This is a genomic window from Rhodococcus sp. 05-2254-5 (genome assembly GCF_002258575.1).
Classification (GTDB): domain Bacteria; phylum Actinomycetota; class Actinomycetes; order Mycobacteriales; family Mycobacteriaceae; genus Rhodococcoides; species Rhodococcoides fascians.
This window is the reverse complement of sequence record NZ_NOZG01000029.1, coordinates 486,310-501,316: the sequence shown is the minus strand read 5'-3', so window position 1 is coordinate 501,316 and position 15,007 is coordinate 486,310. Positions and strand designations below refer to the sequence as shown.

Genomic DNA, 15,007 nt, shown 5'->3' with positions numbered 1-15,007 from the left:
TCGACTGCGCGTGGTCTCGAACGGTGGTCGACCCCGCAGCGACGGATGACGTCCCCGCCGAGATTCTCGCCCTTCTGCAATAGCGGAGACGCCACATATATCTCGGAATCGAAGTGCGCGTCTACGAATCGGGTGGATAATCGAGGCCAAGTAAAGCGACGGAGGGCCGGTCGATGACTGAAAATTACAATGGCTTGGAAGTTTTCAGCTACCAATTCGATCGGTTTGCTTACGAACACTCGTGGATCGGGGCGCAGACTGGCGAATTCATGCTCGGTCCGCAAGGGGGCGGCATGTTGGAGTTCACCCACGCGATGGTGTTCGCCCTCCCCGAGGGTGGTGCGCACGAAGTACACGGACCCATTCTGGAGTGGTACCTCTCGCACGGCGGACCCTATGGCGCACTTGGCTATCCGATCAGCAACGAGCGCCCGACGCCCACCGGTTCCGGACGCTACAACCTGTTTCAGCGCGGAGCGATCGGCTGGCTTCCGGATACGGGCGCATTCACCATCGGCGGTAGAGAAGAGGATTCTGATGTCAGTCCGGGTCCCGCCGCCGCGACGGTTTCCGTTGTCGACGCCTCGATGTCTTCGGTCGGGATATCTGGCTGACAAAGCCAACTTCAATCCTGTTTTCCATCTATTTATTCGGTCGAGAAGTATCTTTAGCGATTACCGATGAATTCAGAACAGCGTCGGCTCGTCGAATCCGGCGACGCCTTCGATGCCGAGAATTCGTTGTTTCGTATTCGCCCCGCCGGGAGCGGAGAAGCCGCCTACCTCTCGGCCCGCGCCGAGCACGCGATGGCACGGAACGATGATCGGTACCGGATTTCGGCCCAGTGCCCCACCCACCGCCTGGGCCGCGCCCGGCACCCCGAGTCGACGCGCGATGTCTCCGTACGTCAGCGTCGCGCCCCTGGGGATCGCGCTGCACACGGTGTAGACCGAGGCGTCGAACGCCGAAACCTGAAGCACCAGCGGGATCGGGCTCATGTCCACGTCGCGCCCGGCGAGGAGCGCCACGATTCGATCGATCGCGTCCTCGGCGAGAGCGTCGACCGGACCTAGGTCAGCGGCGAAGCCGGCCAGGTAATCGAGCATCGCCTCGTCCGACGGCTCGGGTAGTGCCACGGCCATCACGCCGTCCGCGCTCCAGGCAAGACCGCATCGCCCGATGGCCGTGTCGAAGAGGGTGCTGCTCGGCATGGGTCGAGTATCCACCGGACGCCGACAGGCAGTCCAGTCGAACGCCCAATGGACTTGAAAGTTCGATGCCAGTGGGTGAATATGGGCTGTATGGCCTCCAGAGTGCTCAATGCAACGTCACTGGCCCGTGATCTCGGAAGCTGGCGCGGCGACGCGTCGGCCGATGGATCCGGCAGGCGCAAGGCCTCCCGTCCCACGTACAGGGCGCTCGCAGACGGGGTTCGACTGCTCATTCACGACGGCCGCATCCCGTTGGGTGTCGGGTTGCCGAGTGAACGCGATCTGTCGGCTGCTCTCGACCTGAGTCGCACCACGATCACCTCGTCGTATTCGGTGCTGCGCGACGAGGGCTATCTCATCAGCAAACAGGGATCGCGCAGCACCGTGGCGTTGCCTGCCGCGCCGACACCGAACGGAATGCTGATTCAGTCGACGTCACCGTCGGGTCCGGTGGTGGACATGAGTCATGCGGCCATGTCGGCGGCCGACGGAACGATGACAGCAGCGTACGAATCTGCGCTGCAAGCACTTCCGACGTATCTGCCCACTCACGGTATGGAGCCCATCGGACTCGCTGTGTTGCGGGAGGCCATCGCGCAGCGTTTCGTCGAACGTGGGTTGCCCACCACCGCCGATCAGATCATGGTCACTTCGGGTGCGCAGCAAGCGGTTCGGTTGCTGCTGGGTACGTTGACCGCGCCCGGTGACCGCGTCCTGATCGATCACCCGACATATCCCAATGCACTCGAGGCCATCAGGCGCGTCGGTGCCCGGCCGGTGCCGGTGCCGGTCCGTCCCGTCGAAGGGGATTGGGATCTCGACGGAATCCGCAGTGCAGCAAGGCAAACCGCCGCCAAGGTGGCGTACTTGATCCCGGACTTCCACAACCCCACCGGGCAGGTGCTCGACGCGGAGGGGCGCGCCGAGCTCGCGCGCATCACCCGAGACACCCGAATGACGCTCATCGTCGACGAAACCATGGTGGACCTGTGGCTCGATGCGCCACCGCCGCCACCGGTCGCGTCGTTCGGGCGGGTGTCGGGATCGGACATCGTCACGATCGGTTCGGCGTCCAAGTCGTTCTGGGGCGGTCTGCGCATCGGGTGGATCAGAGCGCATCCTTCGCTCGTCTCGCAGCTCGCCGGCTCGCGAGCAGCACATGACCTCGGTACCTCGATCGTCGATCAATTGGCGTCGTCGTTCCTGCTGCAGGACGCCGAACCCGCGCTGGAGGTCCGTCGATCCCAACTGCGGGAGCGTCGAGATGTGCTCGAAGATGCTCTGGCCGAACATGTTCCGGAATGGAAATACCGACGTTCGGAGGGCGGGATGTCGCTGTGGCTTCAGCTCCCCGCACCGGTGTCGAGTGCGCTCGCCGCTACTGCGCCTGCATTCGGAGCAGTGTTGGCCGCGGGCCCACGGTTCGGAGTCGAGGGTGCGTTCGAGCGTTACCTTCGGCTGCCGTACACCCGTGAGCCGCAAGAGCTTCGGGCCGCAGTTGCGGCCACTGCCGCGGCGTATCGAGCCTTGGCACCGAGCGTCGAATCCGAACAGCCGGCCCTGGTGTTCTGAGCGGCGGTGTTCTGACCGCGAGCTCGACGTTATGGACGAGAATCAGCCGAAAGGCGTCCATAACCTCGAGTTCGGCGCAAAGAATTACGCCCAGACGGATGCGATGTCGGTCGCCGTGGACGGCGGTGGCGTCGGGACTCCGTTTTCGGTTCGGGAGAACCGCGGTGCCGGACGGTGCTGCGTCACGCCGCCGATGTCGATGAGCGAGTCTCGGTCCTTCATATGTGGGTGGTTCGGGGCCTCGGCGAAGGTGAGGACGGGGGAGACGCAGGCGTCGGTGCCGTCGAAGATCGCCGCCCATTCGTCGCGGGTCTTGGTCAGGAATGTCGCGGTGAACTTCTCGCGCAGCTCCGGCCAGCGCGGCTTGTCCATCTGTGACGGTAGGTCTGCATCGGCGAGGCCGAGACCGGTCACGAGCTGAGCGTAGAACTGTGGTTCGAGGGACCCGACCGCCATGTACTTGCCGTCCGACGTCTCGTACGTGTCGTAGAACGGTGCGCCGGTATCGAGCAGGTTGACGCCGCGGTCGTCGCTCCATGCTCCGACGCCTCGCCAGGCCCAGATCATGTGCGACAGTGCTGCGGTGCCGTCGACCATTGCTGCGTCGACGACCTGTCCCTGTCCCGAATTCTGTCGTTCGTAGAGCGCCGCCATGATGCCGAAGACGAGGAACATCGATCCGCCGCCGAAATCGCCGACCATGTTCATCGGTGGCACCGGTCGTTCGCCGTCGCGGCCGATGGCGTTGAGGACGCCCGTGACGGAGATGTAGTTGATGTCGTGGCCGGCGGTCTGTGCCCAGGGGCCTTCCTGCCCCCAGCCGGTCATGCGACCGTAGACCAGGCGCGGGTTGCGGGCCAGGGCGTCGTCGGGCCCGAGGCCGAGTCGCTCGGTGACACCGGGGCGGAACCCCTCGATCAGTACGTCGGCGCGCTCGATGAGGCCGAGAACCTTCTCGATGTCGGCGGGGTCCTTGAGGTTCGCTTCGACAATGGTGCGGCTGCGCAGCTGGTGGTCGTGTGGAGAGACCTGCCCGGCGCGCTGGACGCGGACGACGTCTGCGCCGAGGTCGGCCAGCAGCAGTGCGGCGTGCGGGCCGGGTCCGATCCCTGCGAGTTCGACGACGCGGAGCCCTGCGAGCGGTCCACCAGTGTTAGCCACGTTTGTTGCCTCGTTCCGACTCGTCAGCTCCGATAGTGAATGGAGACTAACGTGTACTAGGGCGTCCTAGTGATGTGGGTGTGGATAATGGGGCTGTGACTGCCCCAGATCCCGTCCGCATCGGTACTCCACTGACCCCCGGTGCCACCCGGGTCATGCTCCTCGGGGCAGGTGAGCTGGGCAAAGAGGTCATCATTGCGTTCCAGCGCCTCGGTGTCGAGGTGATTGCCGTCGACCGTTACGACAACGCCCCGGGCCATCAGGTGGCGCATCACGCGTACACGATCGACATGAGCAATCCCGAAGAGCTGCTGGCGCTGATCGACGCTCAGCAGCCGGACTTCGTCGTCCCGGAGATCGAAGCCATTGCCACCGATGCGCTCGCCGAAGTAGAGGCCAAAGGGCGCTCGGTGGTCATTCCCACAGCGCGGGCAACACAATTGACGATGAATCGCGAAGGAATCAGGCGGCTCGCGGCCGAGGAACTCGGTCTGCCCACCTCGCCGTACGCGTTTGCCGATTCGTTGGACGAGGTCCGACAAGCGTTGTCCCGCATAGGCTTCCCCGCCGTCATCAAGCCGGTGATGTCCTCGTCCGGTAAGGGGCAGTCGGTGGTACGGACCGAAGCCGACGTCGAGACGGCGTGGGACTACGCGTTGAAGGGCGGTCGAGTCGATCTGGGCCGCGTCATCGTCGAGGGATTCGTCGATTTCGATTACGAGATAACACTTCTCACCGTGCGCGCGACAAACGGGACTTCGTTCTGCGAGCCGATCGGTCATCTGCAGGAGTCGGGCGACTACATCGAATCCTGGCAGCCGCAACCGATGTCCGACGCGGCACTCGCGTCGGCACGCGAAGTGGCCGAGAGAATCACGACGGCACTCGGTGGTCGGGGACTGTTCGGCGTGGAGCTGTTCGTGCAGGGCGACAACGTGTACTTCTCCGAGGTCAGCCCCCGGCCGCACGACACCGGCCTGGTAACGCTTCGTACGCAACGGTTCTCGGAGTTCGAGCTGCACGCCCGCGCCGTTCTCGGGCTACCCATCGACACGACACTGCTCTCGCCGGGAGCGTCGGCGGTCATCTACGGCGGTGTCGATGCGGACGGAATCTTGTTCGAAGGCGTCGCCGATGCCCTCGCGGTTCCCGAAACCGATCTCCGGCTGTTCGGCAAGCCCGCCAGCTTCGTCCGGCGGCGAATGGGTGTTGCGGTGTCGACGGCGTCGGACATCGAGACCGCTCGCGCTCGGGCCCGCGAGGCAGCAGGCAAGGTTCGACCGACCGTCTAGATCGCGCCGTCTAGATTGAGGCCACCACCGCCGCGGTAGCAAGGGCGTTGTTCATCGTGTGCAGTGCGATGGCCGGAATCAACGATCGGTGCAGTCGAACCAGCAGGGCCGCAGCAGAGCCGATGCAGACCATGATCAGCGCGATGGCGGGTAGTACGTGGACGGCCCCGAAGCACACCGCGGATCCGAGAACTGCGATCTGCCATCGTGTTCGGGTGTCGAACCACCCGAAGATCACCCGGCGGAAGAGGATTTCCTCGAGTACCGGTGCGATCAGGACGGTGCAGGCGATGGTGAGAGCGCCGGCGACCACACCCACGTCGAGTGCATCGAGAGTCGACGCGCTTCCGCCGGCATCGGAGGCGGGAGCTATGTCGACAGCGCCGGCGAGTGCAATGCCGACGCCCATGGCGGCGATCCACGCGACGGGTACTTCCCACAGCAGGTGCCACAGCGATCGTGGACCCGACGTGAGCTGCAGATCCTTCCACGTCCAGCCGCGGCGACTCAGCGACTGCCACAAGGCAACTGCGAACACCGCCGTCGCCAGCGGAATGGCGTAGCCGAGTACCCAATTCAGGTCGAACACACCGACGAGAAGCACGACCGCGGCCACCACAGCGATGGCACCGATGAGCAGGCTGCCGATGGACAGCAGGGCGTCGCCGCCGGAAACAGGACGTTCGAAAGTCGCGGTTCGGGGCACAGGCGTCAACTTACCGGCGATCGGCGTGCACACTTGACCACCATGAGCGCTCTCGGAGAAATACTGGTCGGCCTGGTGATTCTGGTCGGACTCGTCGGCATCGTCGTGCCCGTCCTGCCGGGCACCATCTTGATCTTCGCAGCTGTTGCGGTGTGGGCGTGGGTTACCGGCGGCACCGCCGCGTGGACGGTGTTCGGCATCGCGACGGTGCTGCTGGTTCTGAGCGGCGTCGTGAAGTACACCTGGCCGGGCCGCCGGATGCGGGAGGCCGGAGTGCCGATGCGGTCGCTGATCGTCGGCGGCCTGCTCGGCATCGTCGGCTTCTTCGTCATCCCGGTCGTCGGGCTCTTCATCGGCTTCATCGCCGGCGTCTACGTGGCCGAACTACCCAGGCACCGCAACCATTCCGAGGCCTGGCGATCGACCGTGCATGCGACCAAGGCGGCCGGGCTGTCGATCCTGGTGGAGCTGTTCGGCGCGTTGCTCGCCTCGGCCGTGTGGCTCGGGGGAGCAGTACTGATCTAGGGGACCCGATACCAGGCCCGGGCATTACCGTCGAGCACAGCGGGGAGGTCGCCGCCGACGGCCCCGGAGATGATGTCGATGTCGGTCTCGGAGAACGGCCGTGGGGCTCGTGTGCCGGGCAGGTCGGTGCCGAACAGCAGTGCCTCCGGGTTCACGCGGTGGATCTGCTGCAAGGTGTCGACGATGTCGAGGTCCACGCGGCCGAATCCTGTTGCCTTGACGCGTACTCCGCGGTCGACGAGGTTCAACAGATAGGGAAGTCCCTGCGTCGATAGTCCCAGATGGTCGATGCTCACCGCCGGTAGTTTCGCAAGGATCGGCTCGAGCGAAAGCAGCAACGACGCGTCGACGTACAGCTCGGCGTGCCAGCCCACCAGTTCGTGCACTCGTCGGGCCTGCGTGGTGAGCATCTCGACGTCGGTTTCACCGCGTTTGAGGTTGAATCGCATCGCCCGCACGCCTGCCTCGTCGAGGGCGACGATCTCCTCGTCCGTGCACTCCGGATCGAGCTGGGCCACCCCCACCCAGCCGCGTCCGAGCGTCTCCAATGCGGCCAGCAGATAGCTCTGATCGGTGCCCTGGAACGATGCGGTGACCACGGCACCGCCGGTGATCCCGAGCCCGTCGACGTCGTAGAGATAGTTCGAGACGGTGTACGGATCCGGCGTGTATCCCTGGTTCTCGATCAGCGGAAATCGAGGGTCGATGATGTGTAGGTGGGCGTCGAACACGGGTCCCAGCATGCCAGCTCGCCGATTCGCCGTCGCGGCGACCTGGCTCGGTGTTTGAATGCGAAACATGAAACCGGAGACCACCGTCGTTCTCGACGGATACACGTATTTCGAATGTCCACGCTGGCACGACGGGAGGATCTGGGTATCGGACTTCTACAGCCATCGCGTCGTATCCGCTCTCGAAGACGGTTCCGACGTGCGAGTCGAGGCCGAGGTGCCCAATCAGCCGTCGGGCCTCGGTTGGCTGCCCGACGGGCGGCTGTTGATCGTCTCGATGCGCGATTACAAACTGCTACTGCGCGAGCACGACGGTTCGCTGACCGTCCATGCCGATCTGTCGACGTACGTGAAGGCGAACCTCAACGACATGCTCGTCGACGCGCAGGGACGCGCGTACATCGGCAATTTCGGGTTCGATCTGATGAACTTCGCTCCCGTCGAGACGGCCGACCTGATTCGCGTCGACCCGGACGGGTCCGCACACGTCGTGGCATCGGATCTGTACTTCCCCAACGGAATGGCGTTCACCGATTCCGCTGAACTGCTCGTCGACGAGACGGTCGGGAACCGGGTCAGTGCGTTCGACATCGCCGAGGACGGGTCGCTGGGGGAGCGGCGTGACTGGGCGACGTTCGGTGAACTGCCGTCGTCGACGGATATGGCAACGGCCATGAGTGAGGTGAAGGTGGCAGCCGACGGCTGCTGCATCGACACCGACGGCACGATGTGGATCGCCGACGCACTCGGTCAGCGCGTGTTGCACGTCGCGCCGGGCGGAGAGGTTCTCGAGCAGCTCGACTTCGACCTCGGCGTGTTCGCGTGTGGACTCGGCGGATCCGACGGCCGCACGCTGTTCGTTTGCGCTGCACCCGATTTCAACGAGCATCAACGCAAGATCGAAACCGAGGGAAAGCTGCTGGCGGTTCGGGTGTAGAGCGCTTCGCGCATGTGAGTGGAAACTCGTAGCCTGCTACGAGGCAGGAGTGGAGCCTGCGGAACGACCCGCAGGCTCCACACTCACATGCGGCGCCAGCCGCTCTAGGCCTTGTCAGGCTCGGAGGCCTTCAGCATGTCCTCACGCTCGACGACCTTGACGCGCTCGCGGCCTTCTTCTTCGCCGAGGGAGCGTTCGTGGGCGTCGAGGCGGTACCAGCCGTCCCAGGTGGTGAACGGAACCTGCTTGCCTTCGAGGAACGAGGTGACGGCCTCGAGGTCCGGCTCGGCCGCACCGGCGAAGCTCGGCGCATCCTCGAGCAGGTTCGCGACTGTTTCGTTGGCGTCGCCCTTGGTGTGACCGATGAGGCCGACGGGTCCGCGCTTGATCCAGCCGGTGACGTACGTGGCGGGAACGGGCGTGGTGGAGTGCGGCGATTCGACGACGCGTCCGGCCTCGTTGGGGATGGTGCCTGCCTGCTCGTCGAACGGGAGCTGGCTGATGTTCTGGCTGAGGTAGCCCACGGCGCGGTAGACGGCCTGGACGTCCCAGTCGTTGTACTTTCCGGTGCCGCGGACGTTGCCGGTGCCGTCGAGTTCGGTGCGTTCGGTACGCAGACCGACGACCTTGCCGTCCTCGCCGAGTACCTCGTGCGGGGACTCGAAGAAGTGCAGGAACAGCTTGTGCGGGCGAGCGCCGACGTCGCGAATGGCCCAGTCCTGCAGGGTGTTGGCGACCATGTCGATCTGCTTGGAGCTGCGGCGAGCCTGCTCGGAGCCTTCGTCGTAGTCGATGTCCTCGGGGGCGACGATGACCTCGATGTTGGGCGAGTGGTCGAGCTCGCGCAGTTCGAGCGGGGTGAACTTGGCCTGAGCCGGGCCGCGACGTCCGAAGACGTGCACCTCGAGTGCCTTGTTGGCCTTGAGGCCTTCGTAGACGTTGGCGGGGATTTCGGTGGGGAGCAGTTCGTCGCCGGTCTTGGCGAGAACGCGTGCGACGTCGAGGGCGACGTTGCCGACGCCGAGGACGGCGACCTTCTCGGCCTCGAGGGGCCAGGTGCGGGGGACGTCGGGGTGGCCGTCGTACCAGGAGACGAAGTCGGCGGCACCGTAGCTGCCGTCGAGGTCGATGCCGGGGATGTTCAGTGCGCGGTCCGCGTTGGCTCCGGTGGAGAAGATGACGGCGTCGTAGAAGCGACGCAGGTCGTCGAGGTTGATGTCGGTGCCGTAGTCGATGTTGCCGAGCAGGCGAACCTGAGGCTTGTCGAGCACCTTGTGCAGGGCGGTGATGATGCCCTTGATGCGTGGGTGGTCAGGGGCAACGCCGTAGCGAATGAGCCCGAACGGGGCCGGCATCCGCTCGAAGAGGTCGATGCTCACGCCCGGTCCGCTGACATTGTGGTCGGACTTCATGAGCGCGTCGGCGGCGTAGATGCCTGCCGGTCCGGCACCGACGATGGCGACGCGGAGTGGACGAGTCTGATCAGTCATGTGCAGCGAGCTACCTTCTTCGAGGGAAGTGCGGACACCCCAGCATAAATTAAGGACAACCTGAGCTGGGGCAGTGGGCAACTTGCCGTATTCCCCGGGTTCCGGTAGGAATTGACCCGTGCAGACGACATACCTGGTCCGACGGTTCACCGTCGACTTCTGTCGCACCTGCACCAACATGTGTTGTCGGTGACCTGACCCGACGCCCAATCCCTGTTCCCCGACGTCGTCGGGACGGGATCCCTCCCTCGACGGCCGTGCCGCGACCAGTAGGCGCACCGCTGTCTCTCGGATTCGAGGACACATGACCACTCTGGAACAGACAGTTTCGCTCACTCTCGACAAGCTCGGCCCGTCGTTCGGTGCCGAAGTCATCGGTCTCGATGTCGCGTCGGCCTCCGATGCGCAGATCCACGCCGTCCGCCGAGCTCTCGTCGAGCACAAGGTTCTCGTGCTCCGAGGTCAGTCGATCGACGACGCAGGCCACATCGAGTTCGGCCGCCGACTCGGTGACCTCACCGCCGGGCACCCCGTGCACGACAGTGGTCACGTCGCCCCCGAGGTCTATGCCCTCGACAGCCAGGACAACGGTTTCGCCGACGTGTGGCACACCGACGTGACATTCATGGAGCGCCCACCGATGGGGTCTATCCTGCGGCCCGTCGTACTGCCTCCGCACGGCGGCGACACCAACTGGGCCGACAGTCAACTCGCCTACGAGTCCCTGTCCGCGCCGGTTCGCCGAATGATCGACGGGCTCACCGCAATTCACGACGGTAACCGTGAGTTCGGCTACTACCTCGCGCAGAAGCGCGGCGGTAAGGGCAACGTGTGGGACGGCAAGGAAGTGACCGCGCTGGTCCCCGTCGAACATCCCGTCGTGCGGGTGCATCCGGAAACCGGCCGCAAGGGGCTGTTCGTCAATCCGGGTTTCACCGCCCACATCGTGGGCGTCTCGGAGGCGGAGAGCCGCGGAATCCTGGATCTGCTGTACGCGCACCTCACCAAGCCCGAGCACATCGTGCGCCACCGTTGGCGTCTGGGTGATCTGGTGCTGTGGGACAACCGCAGCACCTCGCACTACGCCAACCGCGATTACGGCACCGAGCACCGCAAGATGCACCGCATCACGTTGAAGGGCGACATCCCCGTCGGGCCCACTCGCTGAAGGACCCACTCACTACGAGGACCCACACACTCCAGGACCCAGCTGAACGCAGACCCGTCGGATCGAGGAAGATTGCCTACATGGCGTCGTGGAGTGAACGTAGGCAGCAGTGGGTCGACAGTCGTGAGGAAGCGCGCAACAACGCATCCAAAGCGGCCGCCGACTCCGGTGAGCAGCGTCCGCCCACCGCGTGGCCGTTCATCATCGCTGCGGGCATCGTCGTCGTGCTGCTCGTCGGCATCTTCGCGGCGTCCAAGTTCGCCCCCGCGGAGGACAACGTGACACAGGCGCAGTTGCTCACCGACGCCGTCGACGGTTTCCTCGAAGCACAGAACACCGGTGACGCGGATCTGCTGCGTGCGAACACGTGCGCCGATCAGGTCGAGCGCCTGATTCCCGGCGACGACGCCCAGTACCGCACCGACCGCGCAGGCGACGTGGAACGCAACGGCGAGACGTCGATCGACGGAGTGCCCACGGGGTACGAGGTCAACGGCGACCGCGGCGTCGTCACGGTACCGCTGAAGGAAGAGAAATCCGGAGCGCAGACCGACGACAAATGGAAGTTCGTGCGGGTGAACGACACCTGGTTGGTGTGCAATGTCTGATCTCGGTATGTGTGTCGTAACAGCAAGTGACGGAAGGCTGATCCAGTGACCTACGCAGGTGACATAACCCCGCAGGCGGCGTGGGAGTTGTTGCAGAGCAACCCCGATGCCGTTCTCGTCGACGTCCGCACGCACGCCGAGTGGCAGTACGTCGGCGTACCCGACACCTCCGGCATCGATCGCCCGACCCACCTGATCGAGTGGGTGAGCTACCCCGACGGCGCTCGCAACACCGGCTTCGTCGACGAGCTGAAAGCCGCAGGCGTGGACGGCGATCGGCCGGTGGTGTTCCTGTGCCGCTCCGGTCAGCGATCCATCGGTGCGGCCGAGGCCGCCACGGCTGCGGGAATCGGCCCGTCCTACAACGTGCTCGACGGTTTCGAAGGTGCCACCGATGCTGACGGCCACCGCGGTGCCGTGGGGTGGCGTGCGGTCGGGTTGCCCTGGAGGCAGTCGTGACGAACATTCCCAGAGGCGGGGGTTTTCAGAAGCCGCTACCCGACGGTGTGGGTCAGGGAACGCTGGGAGTTCGCGGCGGTCTGATGCGATCGGGCTTCGATGAAAACGCCGAAGCGCTGTATCTCACCTCGGGTTTCGTCTACGAGAGTGCCGGTGCCGCCGAGCGGGCGTTCACCGGTGACATCGATCATTTCGTGTACTCGCGCTACGGCAACCCGACGGTCAAGATGTTCGAGGAGCGGTTGCGGCTGATCGAGGGTGCCGAGGCGTGCTTCGGCACGTCGAGTGGAATGTCGGCAGTGTTCACCGCGCTCGGCGCACTGTTGAAGGCCGGCGATCGATTGGTCGCTGCGCGTAGCCTTTTCGGTTCCTGCTTCGTGGTGTGCAACGAGATTCTGCCGCGCTGGGGCGTCGAGACCGTCTTCGTCGACGGCGAGGACCTCGAGCAGTGGGAGCAGGCGCTGTCGGTGCCGACGACCGCGGTGTTCTTCGAGACCCCGTCCAATCCGATGCAGTCGCTCGTCGATGTCAGGCGGGTGTCCGAGATGGCGCACGCCGCCGGCGCAACGGTGGTGTTGGACAACGTGTTCGCGACGCCTCTGCTGCAGCGCAGTCTCGAACTCGGTGCCGACGTGGTGGTGTATTCCGGTACCAAGCACATCGACGGTCAGGGCCGGGTGCTCGGCGGCGCGATCCTGGGATCGAAGGAGTACATCGACGGTCCGGTACAGACGTTGATGCGGCACACCGGACCTGCCCTGAGCCCGTTCAACGCCTGGACCTTGCTCAAGGGGCTCGAGACAATGCCGGTGCGTGTGCGGCATTCGGTGAACTCCGCGCTGCAGATCGCCGAATTCCTCGAAGGGCATTCGGCGGTGCGGTGGGTCAAATACCCGTTCCTGCCATCACATCCGCAGTACGAGCTGGCGACGTCGCAGATGTCGGGCGGCGGCACGGTCGTCACGTTCGAGCTCGATGCCCCCGAGGGCGCAGGCAAGCAGCGTGCTTTCGAGTTGCTCGACGGCCTGAAGATCGTGGACATCTCGAACAACCTCGGCGATTCCAAGACGCTCATCACCCACCCGGCCACCACCACACACCGCGCGATGGGGCCGGAAGGTCGTGCCGCAGTGGGCATCACCGATGGCGTCGTGCGGATCTCCATCGGTCTCGAAGACACCGAGGACCTGATCGGGGATCTGGACCAGGCGTTGAAGTAGCTGGGTCAGTTCTCGAAGACGCTGAGTACCGTTCTGAACTTTGCCGTGGTTTCGTCCAGCTCGGCGTCGGGGTCCGAGTCGGCGACGATGCCGCCGCCGGCTGTGGCGGTACCGGACAGGCCGTCCGCGGTGAGTTCGATGCACCGGATCGCGACCATCCATTCACCGTCCCCGCTGCCGTCGGTCCATCCGAGCGCCCCGGCATAGAAGCCGCGGGATCCCTCGATCTCGGTGATCGCTCGCATGGCGGCGGCGCGGGGAACACCGGCGACGGCAGCGGTGGGATGCAGCGCCAGTGCGAGGTCGAGGGCCGACGTCGACGGGTCGGCCAACGTACCGACGATCGGCGTGGACAGGTGCCACAGCTGCGGAGTGCTGCTCAGCTGAGGTGTCGCGGGTACGTCCAGTGTTTCGCAGAACGGTGCCAGTGCTGCCTTGATCTCGTCGACGACGAAGCGATGCTCGGCCTGGTCTTTCGCGCTGGCCGCCAGTGCCGCCGAGATACGCGCGTCCTCGTCGGGGTCGGTGGATCGCGCGGCCGTCCCGGCGAAGGGATGGCAGCTGACGACGTTGCCGCGTTTGCGCACCAGCAGTTCGGGGCTTGCGCCGACGAGATGTCTACCGGGCACGTCTGTGGGCGAGAGGTCCGCGAGAAATCCGTTTCCCATCGGATCGCGAGTCACCAACGCGCTCAACACCGCTGACGGATCGATGGGCGACTCGGCGGCCAGTTCGATCGCTCGTGCGAGCACGATCTTCTCGGCGACACCGGCTTTCACACGCCGCACGACCTCGCGTACCCGTTCGACGTGCACGTCCGGCTCGGGGATCTGGCGTTCGACGGTGACGGACGGAAGTGGCGGCTGTGCGTCCGGTACCGCCCACGCACCGGCGCGTCGGTAGAACTCCGCCGGCTCGATCAGCGCGGTGGCGTCGGACATGTCGAAAGGCAATACCCCGACGACGTTTCGGCCTTGCTGTACCGCCGCGACTGCGTCGGCGACGTCCGGAAACTGTTGCTGCACTCCCAAGCCGACGACGTGATGATCCTGCCGAGACAGAACGAATCGGAGCTTCATCAGAACGGGTTCTGTGTGCGGCCCACCAGGTCTGCGACGGAATCGAGCACTTTCGTCGGACGGTACGGGTACTGCTCGACGGACTGTACGGTCGAAATACCGGTCAACACCAGAATGGTCTGCAATCCCGCTTCCAGGCCGGACAGCACGTCGGTGTCCATCCTGTCGCCGATCATCAGAGTGTTCTCGGAGTGCCCGCCGATGGCGCGTAGAGCCGAACGCATCATCAACGCGTTGGGCTTGCCCACGTAGTACGGCTCTTTGCCGGTGGCCTTGGTGATGAGTGCGGCGACCGAACCGGTCGCGGGCAGCGAACCCTCGCGCGACGGACCGGTCGCGTCGGGGTTGGTGGCGATGAAGCGCGAACCCTTCTCGACGAGACGAATGGCGGTGGTGATGGCCTCGAACGAGTACGTTCGGGTCTCCCCGAGCACCACGTAGTCGGGGCTGGAGTCGGTGAGGGTGTAACCGATGTCGTGCAGCGCGGTGGTCAGACCGGACTCGCCGACGACATACGCACTGCCGCCGGGCCGCTGATTGCCGAGGAAGGTGGCGGTGGCGAGAGCCGAGGTCCAGATCGACTTCTCCGGAATGTCCAAGCCGGTGAATGCGAGACGTGCGCGCAGGTCACGTGGGGTGCGGATCGAGTTGTTCGTCAACACGATGAACGGGATCTCGTTGGCCTGCAGCTCGGCGAGGAACGTGTCGGCACCGGGGATCAGGTGATCCTCGTGGACCAGAACTCCGTCCATGTCCATCAGGTACGTCCACGGCAGGGGCTTCTCGATATCGGTCACCCCTCCATTGTGGACCATCCGGCGACCTGCGGACCATCTTCTGGTCGCGGC

General features: G+C 64.9%; 16 protein-coding genes. 9 read left to right on the top strand and 7 right to left on the bottom strand.

The window, feature by feature from the left end; all coding sequences use genetic code 11:
- The first annotated feature begins 173 nt into the window (after nt 1-173).
- Complete coding sequence (locus tag CH278_RS21880; protein WP_032371486.1) at nt 174-614, top strand: LGFP repeat-containing protein; 441 nt, start codon at nt 174-176, stop codon at nt 612-614.
- Nucleotides 615-686: 72 nt separating this feature from the next.
- On the opposite strand, the gene CH278_RS21875 is transcribed toward CH278_RS21880, so the two are convergent.
- Nucleotides 687-1,211: a methylated-DNA--[protein]-cysteine S-methyltransferase gene (locus CH278_RS21875; RefSeq protein ID WP_094622805.1), complete on the bottom strand. Its 525-nt coding sequence runs from the start codon at nt 1,209-1,211 to the stop codon at nt 687-689.
- Nucleotides 1,212-1,301: 90 nt separating this feature from the next.
- Here CH278_RS21875 and yczR point away from each other — a divergent pair, with 90 nt between their 5' ends.
- Entirely contained in the window at nt 1,302-2,783 is a 1,482-nt protein-coding gene (yczR, locus tag CH278_RS21870) for a MocR-like transcription factor YczR (protein ID WP_027494287.1), read from the top strand.
- Between the two features lie 84 nt (nt 2,784-2,867).
- Here the strand turns inward: yczR and CH278_RS21865 are convergent, their stop codons facing one another.
- Nucleotides 2,868-3,944 (bottom strand): CaiB/BaiF CoA transferase family protein, encoded by a 1,077-nt coding sequence (locus tag CH278_RS21865; protein WP_032391242.1) that lies wholly within the window; start codon nt 3,942-3,944, stop codon nt 2,868-2,870.
- A 95-nt stretch (nt 3,945-4,039) separates the two neighbouring features.
- Here CH278_RS21865 and purT point away from each other — a divergent pair, with 95 nt between their 5' ends.
- Complete coding sequence (gene purT / locus CH278_RS21860; RefSeq protein WP_032386104.1) at nt 4,040-5,236, top strand: formate-dependent phosphoribosylglycinamide formyltransferase; 1,197 nt, start codon at nt 4,040-4,042, stop codon at nt 5,234-5,236.
- Between the two features lie 10 nt (nt 5,237-5,246).
- Here purT and CH278_RS21855 read toward each other — a convergent pair whose 3' ends face one another.
- A complete protein-coding gene (locus tag CH278_RS21855; RefSeq protein WP_143536285.1) occupies nt 5,247-5,942 on the bottom strand; it encodes a CPBP family intramembrane glutamic endopeptidase in 696 nt (231 codons plus the stop codon).
- A 42-nt stretch (nt 5,943-5,984) separates the two neighbouring features.
- Here CH278_RS21855 and CH278_RS21850 point away from each other — a divergent pair, with 42 nt between their 5' ends.
- Nucleotides 5,985-6,467, top strand: coding sequence for a DUF456 domain-containing protein (locus tag CH278_RS21850; protein ID WP_032371480.1), 483 nt, complete (start codon nt 5,985-5,987; stop codon nt 6,465-6,467).
- Here the strand turns inward: CH278_RS21850 and CH278_RS21845 are convergent.
- Nucleotides 6,464-7,210 carry an amidohydrolase family protein gene (locus CH278_RS21845; RefSeq protein ID WP_032364983.1) on the bottom strand — a complete coding sequence of 249 codons (747 nt, stop codon included), beginning with the start codon at nt 7,208-7,210 and terminating at the stop codon, nt 6,464-6,466. The two genes, CH278_RS21850 and CH278_RS21845, sit on opposite strands and share 4 nt — an antisense overlap.
- A 55-nt stretch (nt 7,211-7,265) precedes the next feature.
- On the opposite strand from CH278_RS21845, the gene CH278_RS21840 reads away from it, so the two are divergent.
- The gene (locus CH278_RS21840; RefSeq protein WP_230593048.1) at nt 7,266-8,135 is read left to right on the top strand and encodes an SMP-30/gluconolactonase/LRE family protein; all 870 of its coding nucleotides are present in this window, start codon (nt 7,266-7,268) and stop codon (nt 8,133-8,135) included.
- 104 nt (nt 8,136-8,239) lie between these two features.
- Here the strand turns inward: CH278_RS21840 and CH278_RS21835 are convergent, their stop codons facing one another.
- Nucleotides 8,240-9,625 (bottom strand): FAD-dependent oxidoreductase, encoded by a 1,386-nt coding sequence (locus CH278_RS21835; protein ID WP_032371478.1) that lies wholly within the window; start codon nt 9,623-9,625, stop codon nt 8,240-8,242.
- Between the two features lie 304 nt (nt 9,626-9,929).
- Between CH278_RS21835 and CH278_RS21830 the strand changes: the two genes are divergently transcribed.
- The 4 genes from CH278_RS21830 (at nt 9,930) to CH278_RS21815 (ending at nt 13,080) form a co-directional block, all read left to right on the top strand.
- Nucleotides 9,930-10,793 (top strand): TauD/TfdA dioxygenase family protein, encoded by an 864-nt coding sequence (locus tag CH278_RS21830; protein WP_032371477.1) that lies wholly within the window; start codon nt 9,930-9,932, stop codon nt 10,791-10,793.
- An 80-nt stretch (nt 10,794-10,873) separates the two neighbouring features.
- Complete coding sequence (locus tag CH278_RS21825; protein WP_032371476.1) at nt 10,874-11,401, top strand: Rv0361 family membrane protein; 528 nt, start codon at nt 10,874-10,876, stop codon at nt 11,399-11,401.
- A 45-nt stretch (nt 11,402-11,446) separates the two neighbouring features.
- Nucleotides 11,447-11,860 carry a rhodanese-like domain-containing protein gene (locus tag CH278_RS21820; protein ID WP_032371475.1) on the top strand — a complete coding sequence of 138 codons (414 nt, stop codon included), beginning with the start codon at nt 11,447-11,449 and terminating at the stop codon, nt 11,858-11,860.
- Complete coding sequence (locus tag CH278_RS21815; protein WP_032364984.1) at nt 11,857-13,080, top strand: O-succinylhomoserine sulfhydrylase; 1,224 nt, start codon at nt 11,857-11,859, stop codon at nt 13,078-13,080. The genes CH278_RS21820 and CH278_RS21815 overlap by 4 nt, the downstream gene beginning before the upstream one ends.
- Nucleotides 13,081-13,085: 5 nt before the next feature.
- On the opposite strand, the gene CH278_RS21810 is transcribed toward CH278_RS21815, so the two are convergent.
- On the bottom strand, nt 13,086-14,159 hold the full coding sequence (locus CH278_RS21810; RefSeq protein WP_032406540.1) for an isochorismate synthase: 1,074 nt from the start codon (nt 14,157-14,159) through the stop codon (nt 13,086-13,088).
- Complete coding sequence (locus CH278_RS21805; protein ID WP_045840622.1) at nt 14,159-14,974, bottom strand: HAD-IIA family hydrolase; 816 nt, start codon at nt 14,972-14,974, stop codon at nt 14,159-14,161. The genes CH278_RS21810 and CH278_RS21805 overlap by 1 nt, the downstream gene beginning before the upstream one ends.
- Nucleotides 14,975-15,007: the final 33 nt, after the last annotated feature.

Bases quoted from the DNA above. Each gene is read 5' to 3' on its own strand.
- CH278_RS21875 (WP_094622805.1), bottom strand. From the start codon at position 1,211: ATGCCGAGCAGCACCCTCTTCGACACGGCCATCGGGCGATGCGGTCTT.
- CH278_RS21805 (WP_045840622.1), bottom strand. From the start codon at position 14,974: ATGGTCCACAATGGAGGGGTGACCGATATCGAGAAGCCCCTGCCGTGG.
- CH278_RS21810 (WP_032406540.1), bottom strand. From the start codon at position 14,159: ATGAAGCTCCGATTCGTTCTGTCTCGGCAGGATCATCACGTCGTCGGC.
- CH278_RS21825 (WP_032371476.1), top strand. From the start codon at position 10,874: ATGGCGTCGTGGAGTGAACGTAGGCAGCAGTGGGTCGACAGTCGTGAG.
- CH278_RS21830 (WP_032371477.1), top strand. From the start codon at position 9,930: ATGACCACTCTGGAACAGACAGTTTCGCTCACTCTCGACAAGCTCGGC.
- CH278_RS21845 (WP_032364983.1), bottom strand. From the start codon at position 7,210: ATGCTGGGACCCGTGTTCGACGCCCACCTACACATCATCGACCCTCGA.
- CH278_RS21880 (WP_032371486.1), top strand. From the start codon at position 174: ATGACTGAAAATTACAATGGCTTGGAAGTTTTCAGCTACCAATTCGAT.
- CH278_RS21840 (WP_230593048.1), top strand. From the start codon at position 7,266: ATGAAACCGGAGACCACCGTCGTTCTCGACGGATACACGTATTTCGAA.
- CH278_RS21850 (WP_032371480.1), top strand. From the start codon at position 5,985: ATGAGCGCTCTCGGAGAAATACTGGTCGGCCTGGTGATTCTGGTCGGA.
- yczR (WP_027494287.1), top strand. From the start codon at position 1,302: ATGGCCTCCAGAGTGCTCAATGCAACGTCACTGGCCCGTGATCTCGGA.
- CH278_RS21835 (WP_032371478.1), bottom strand. From the start codon at position 9,625: ATGACTGATCAGACTCGTCCACTCCGCGTCGCCATCGTCGGTGCCGGA.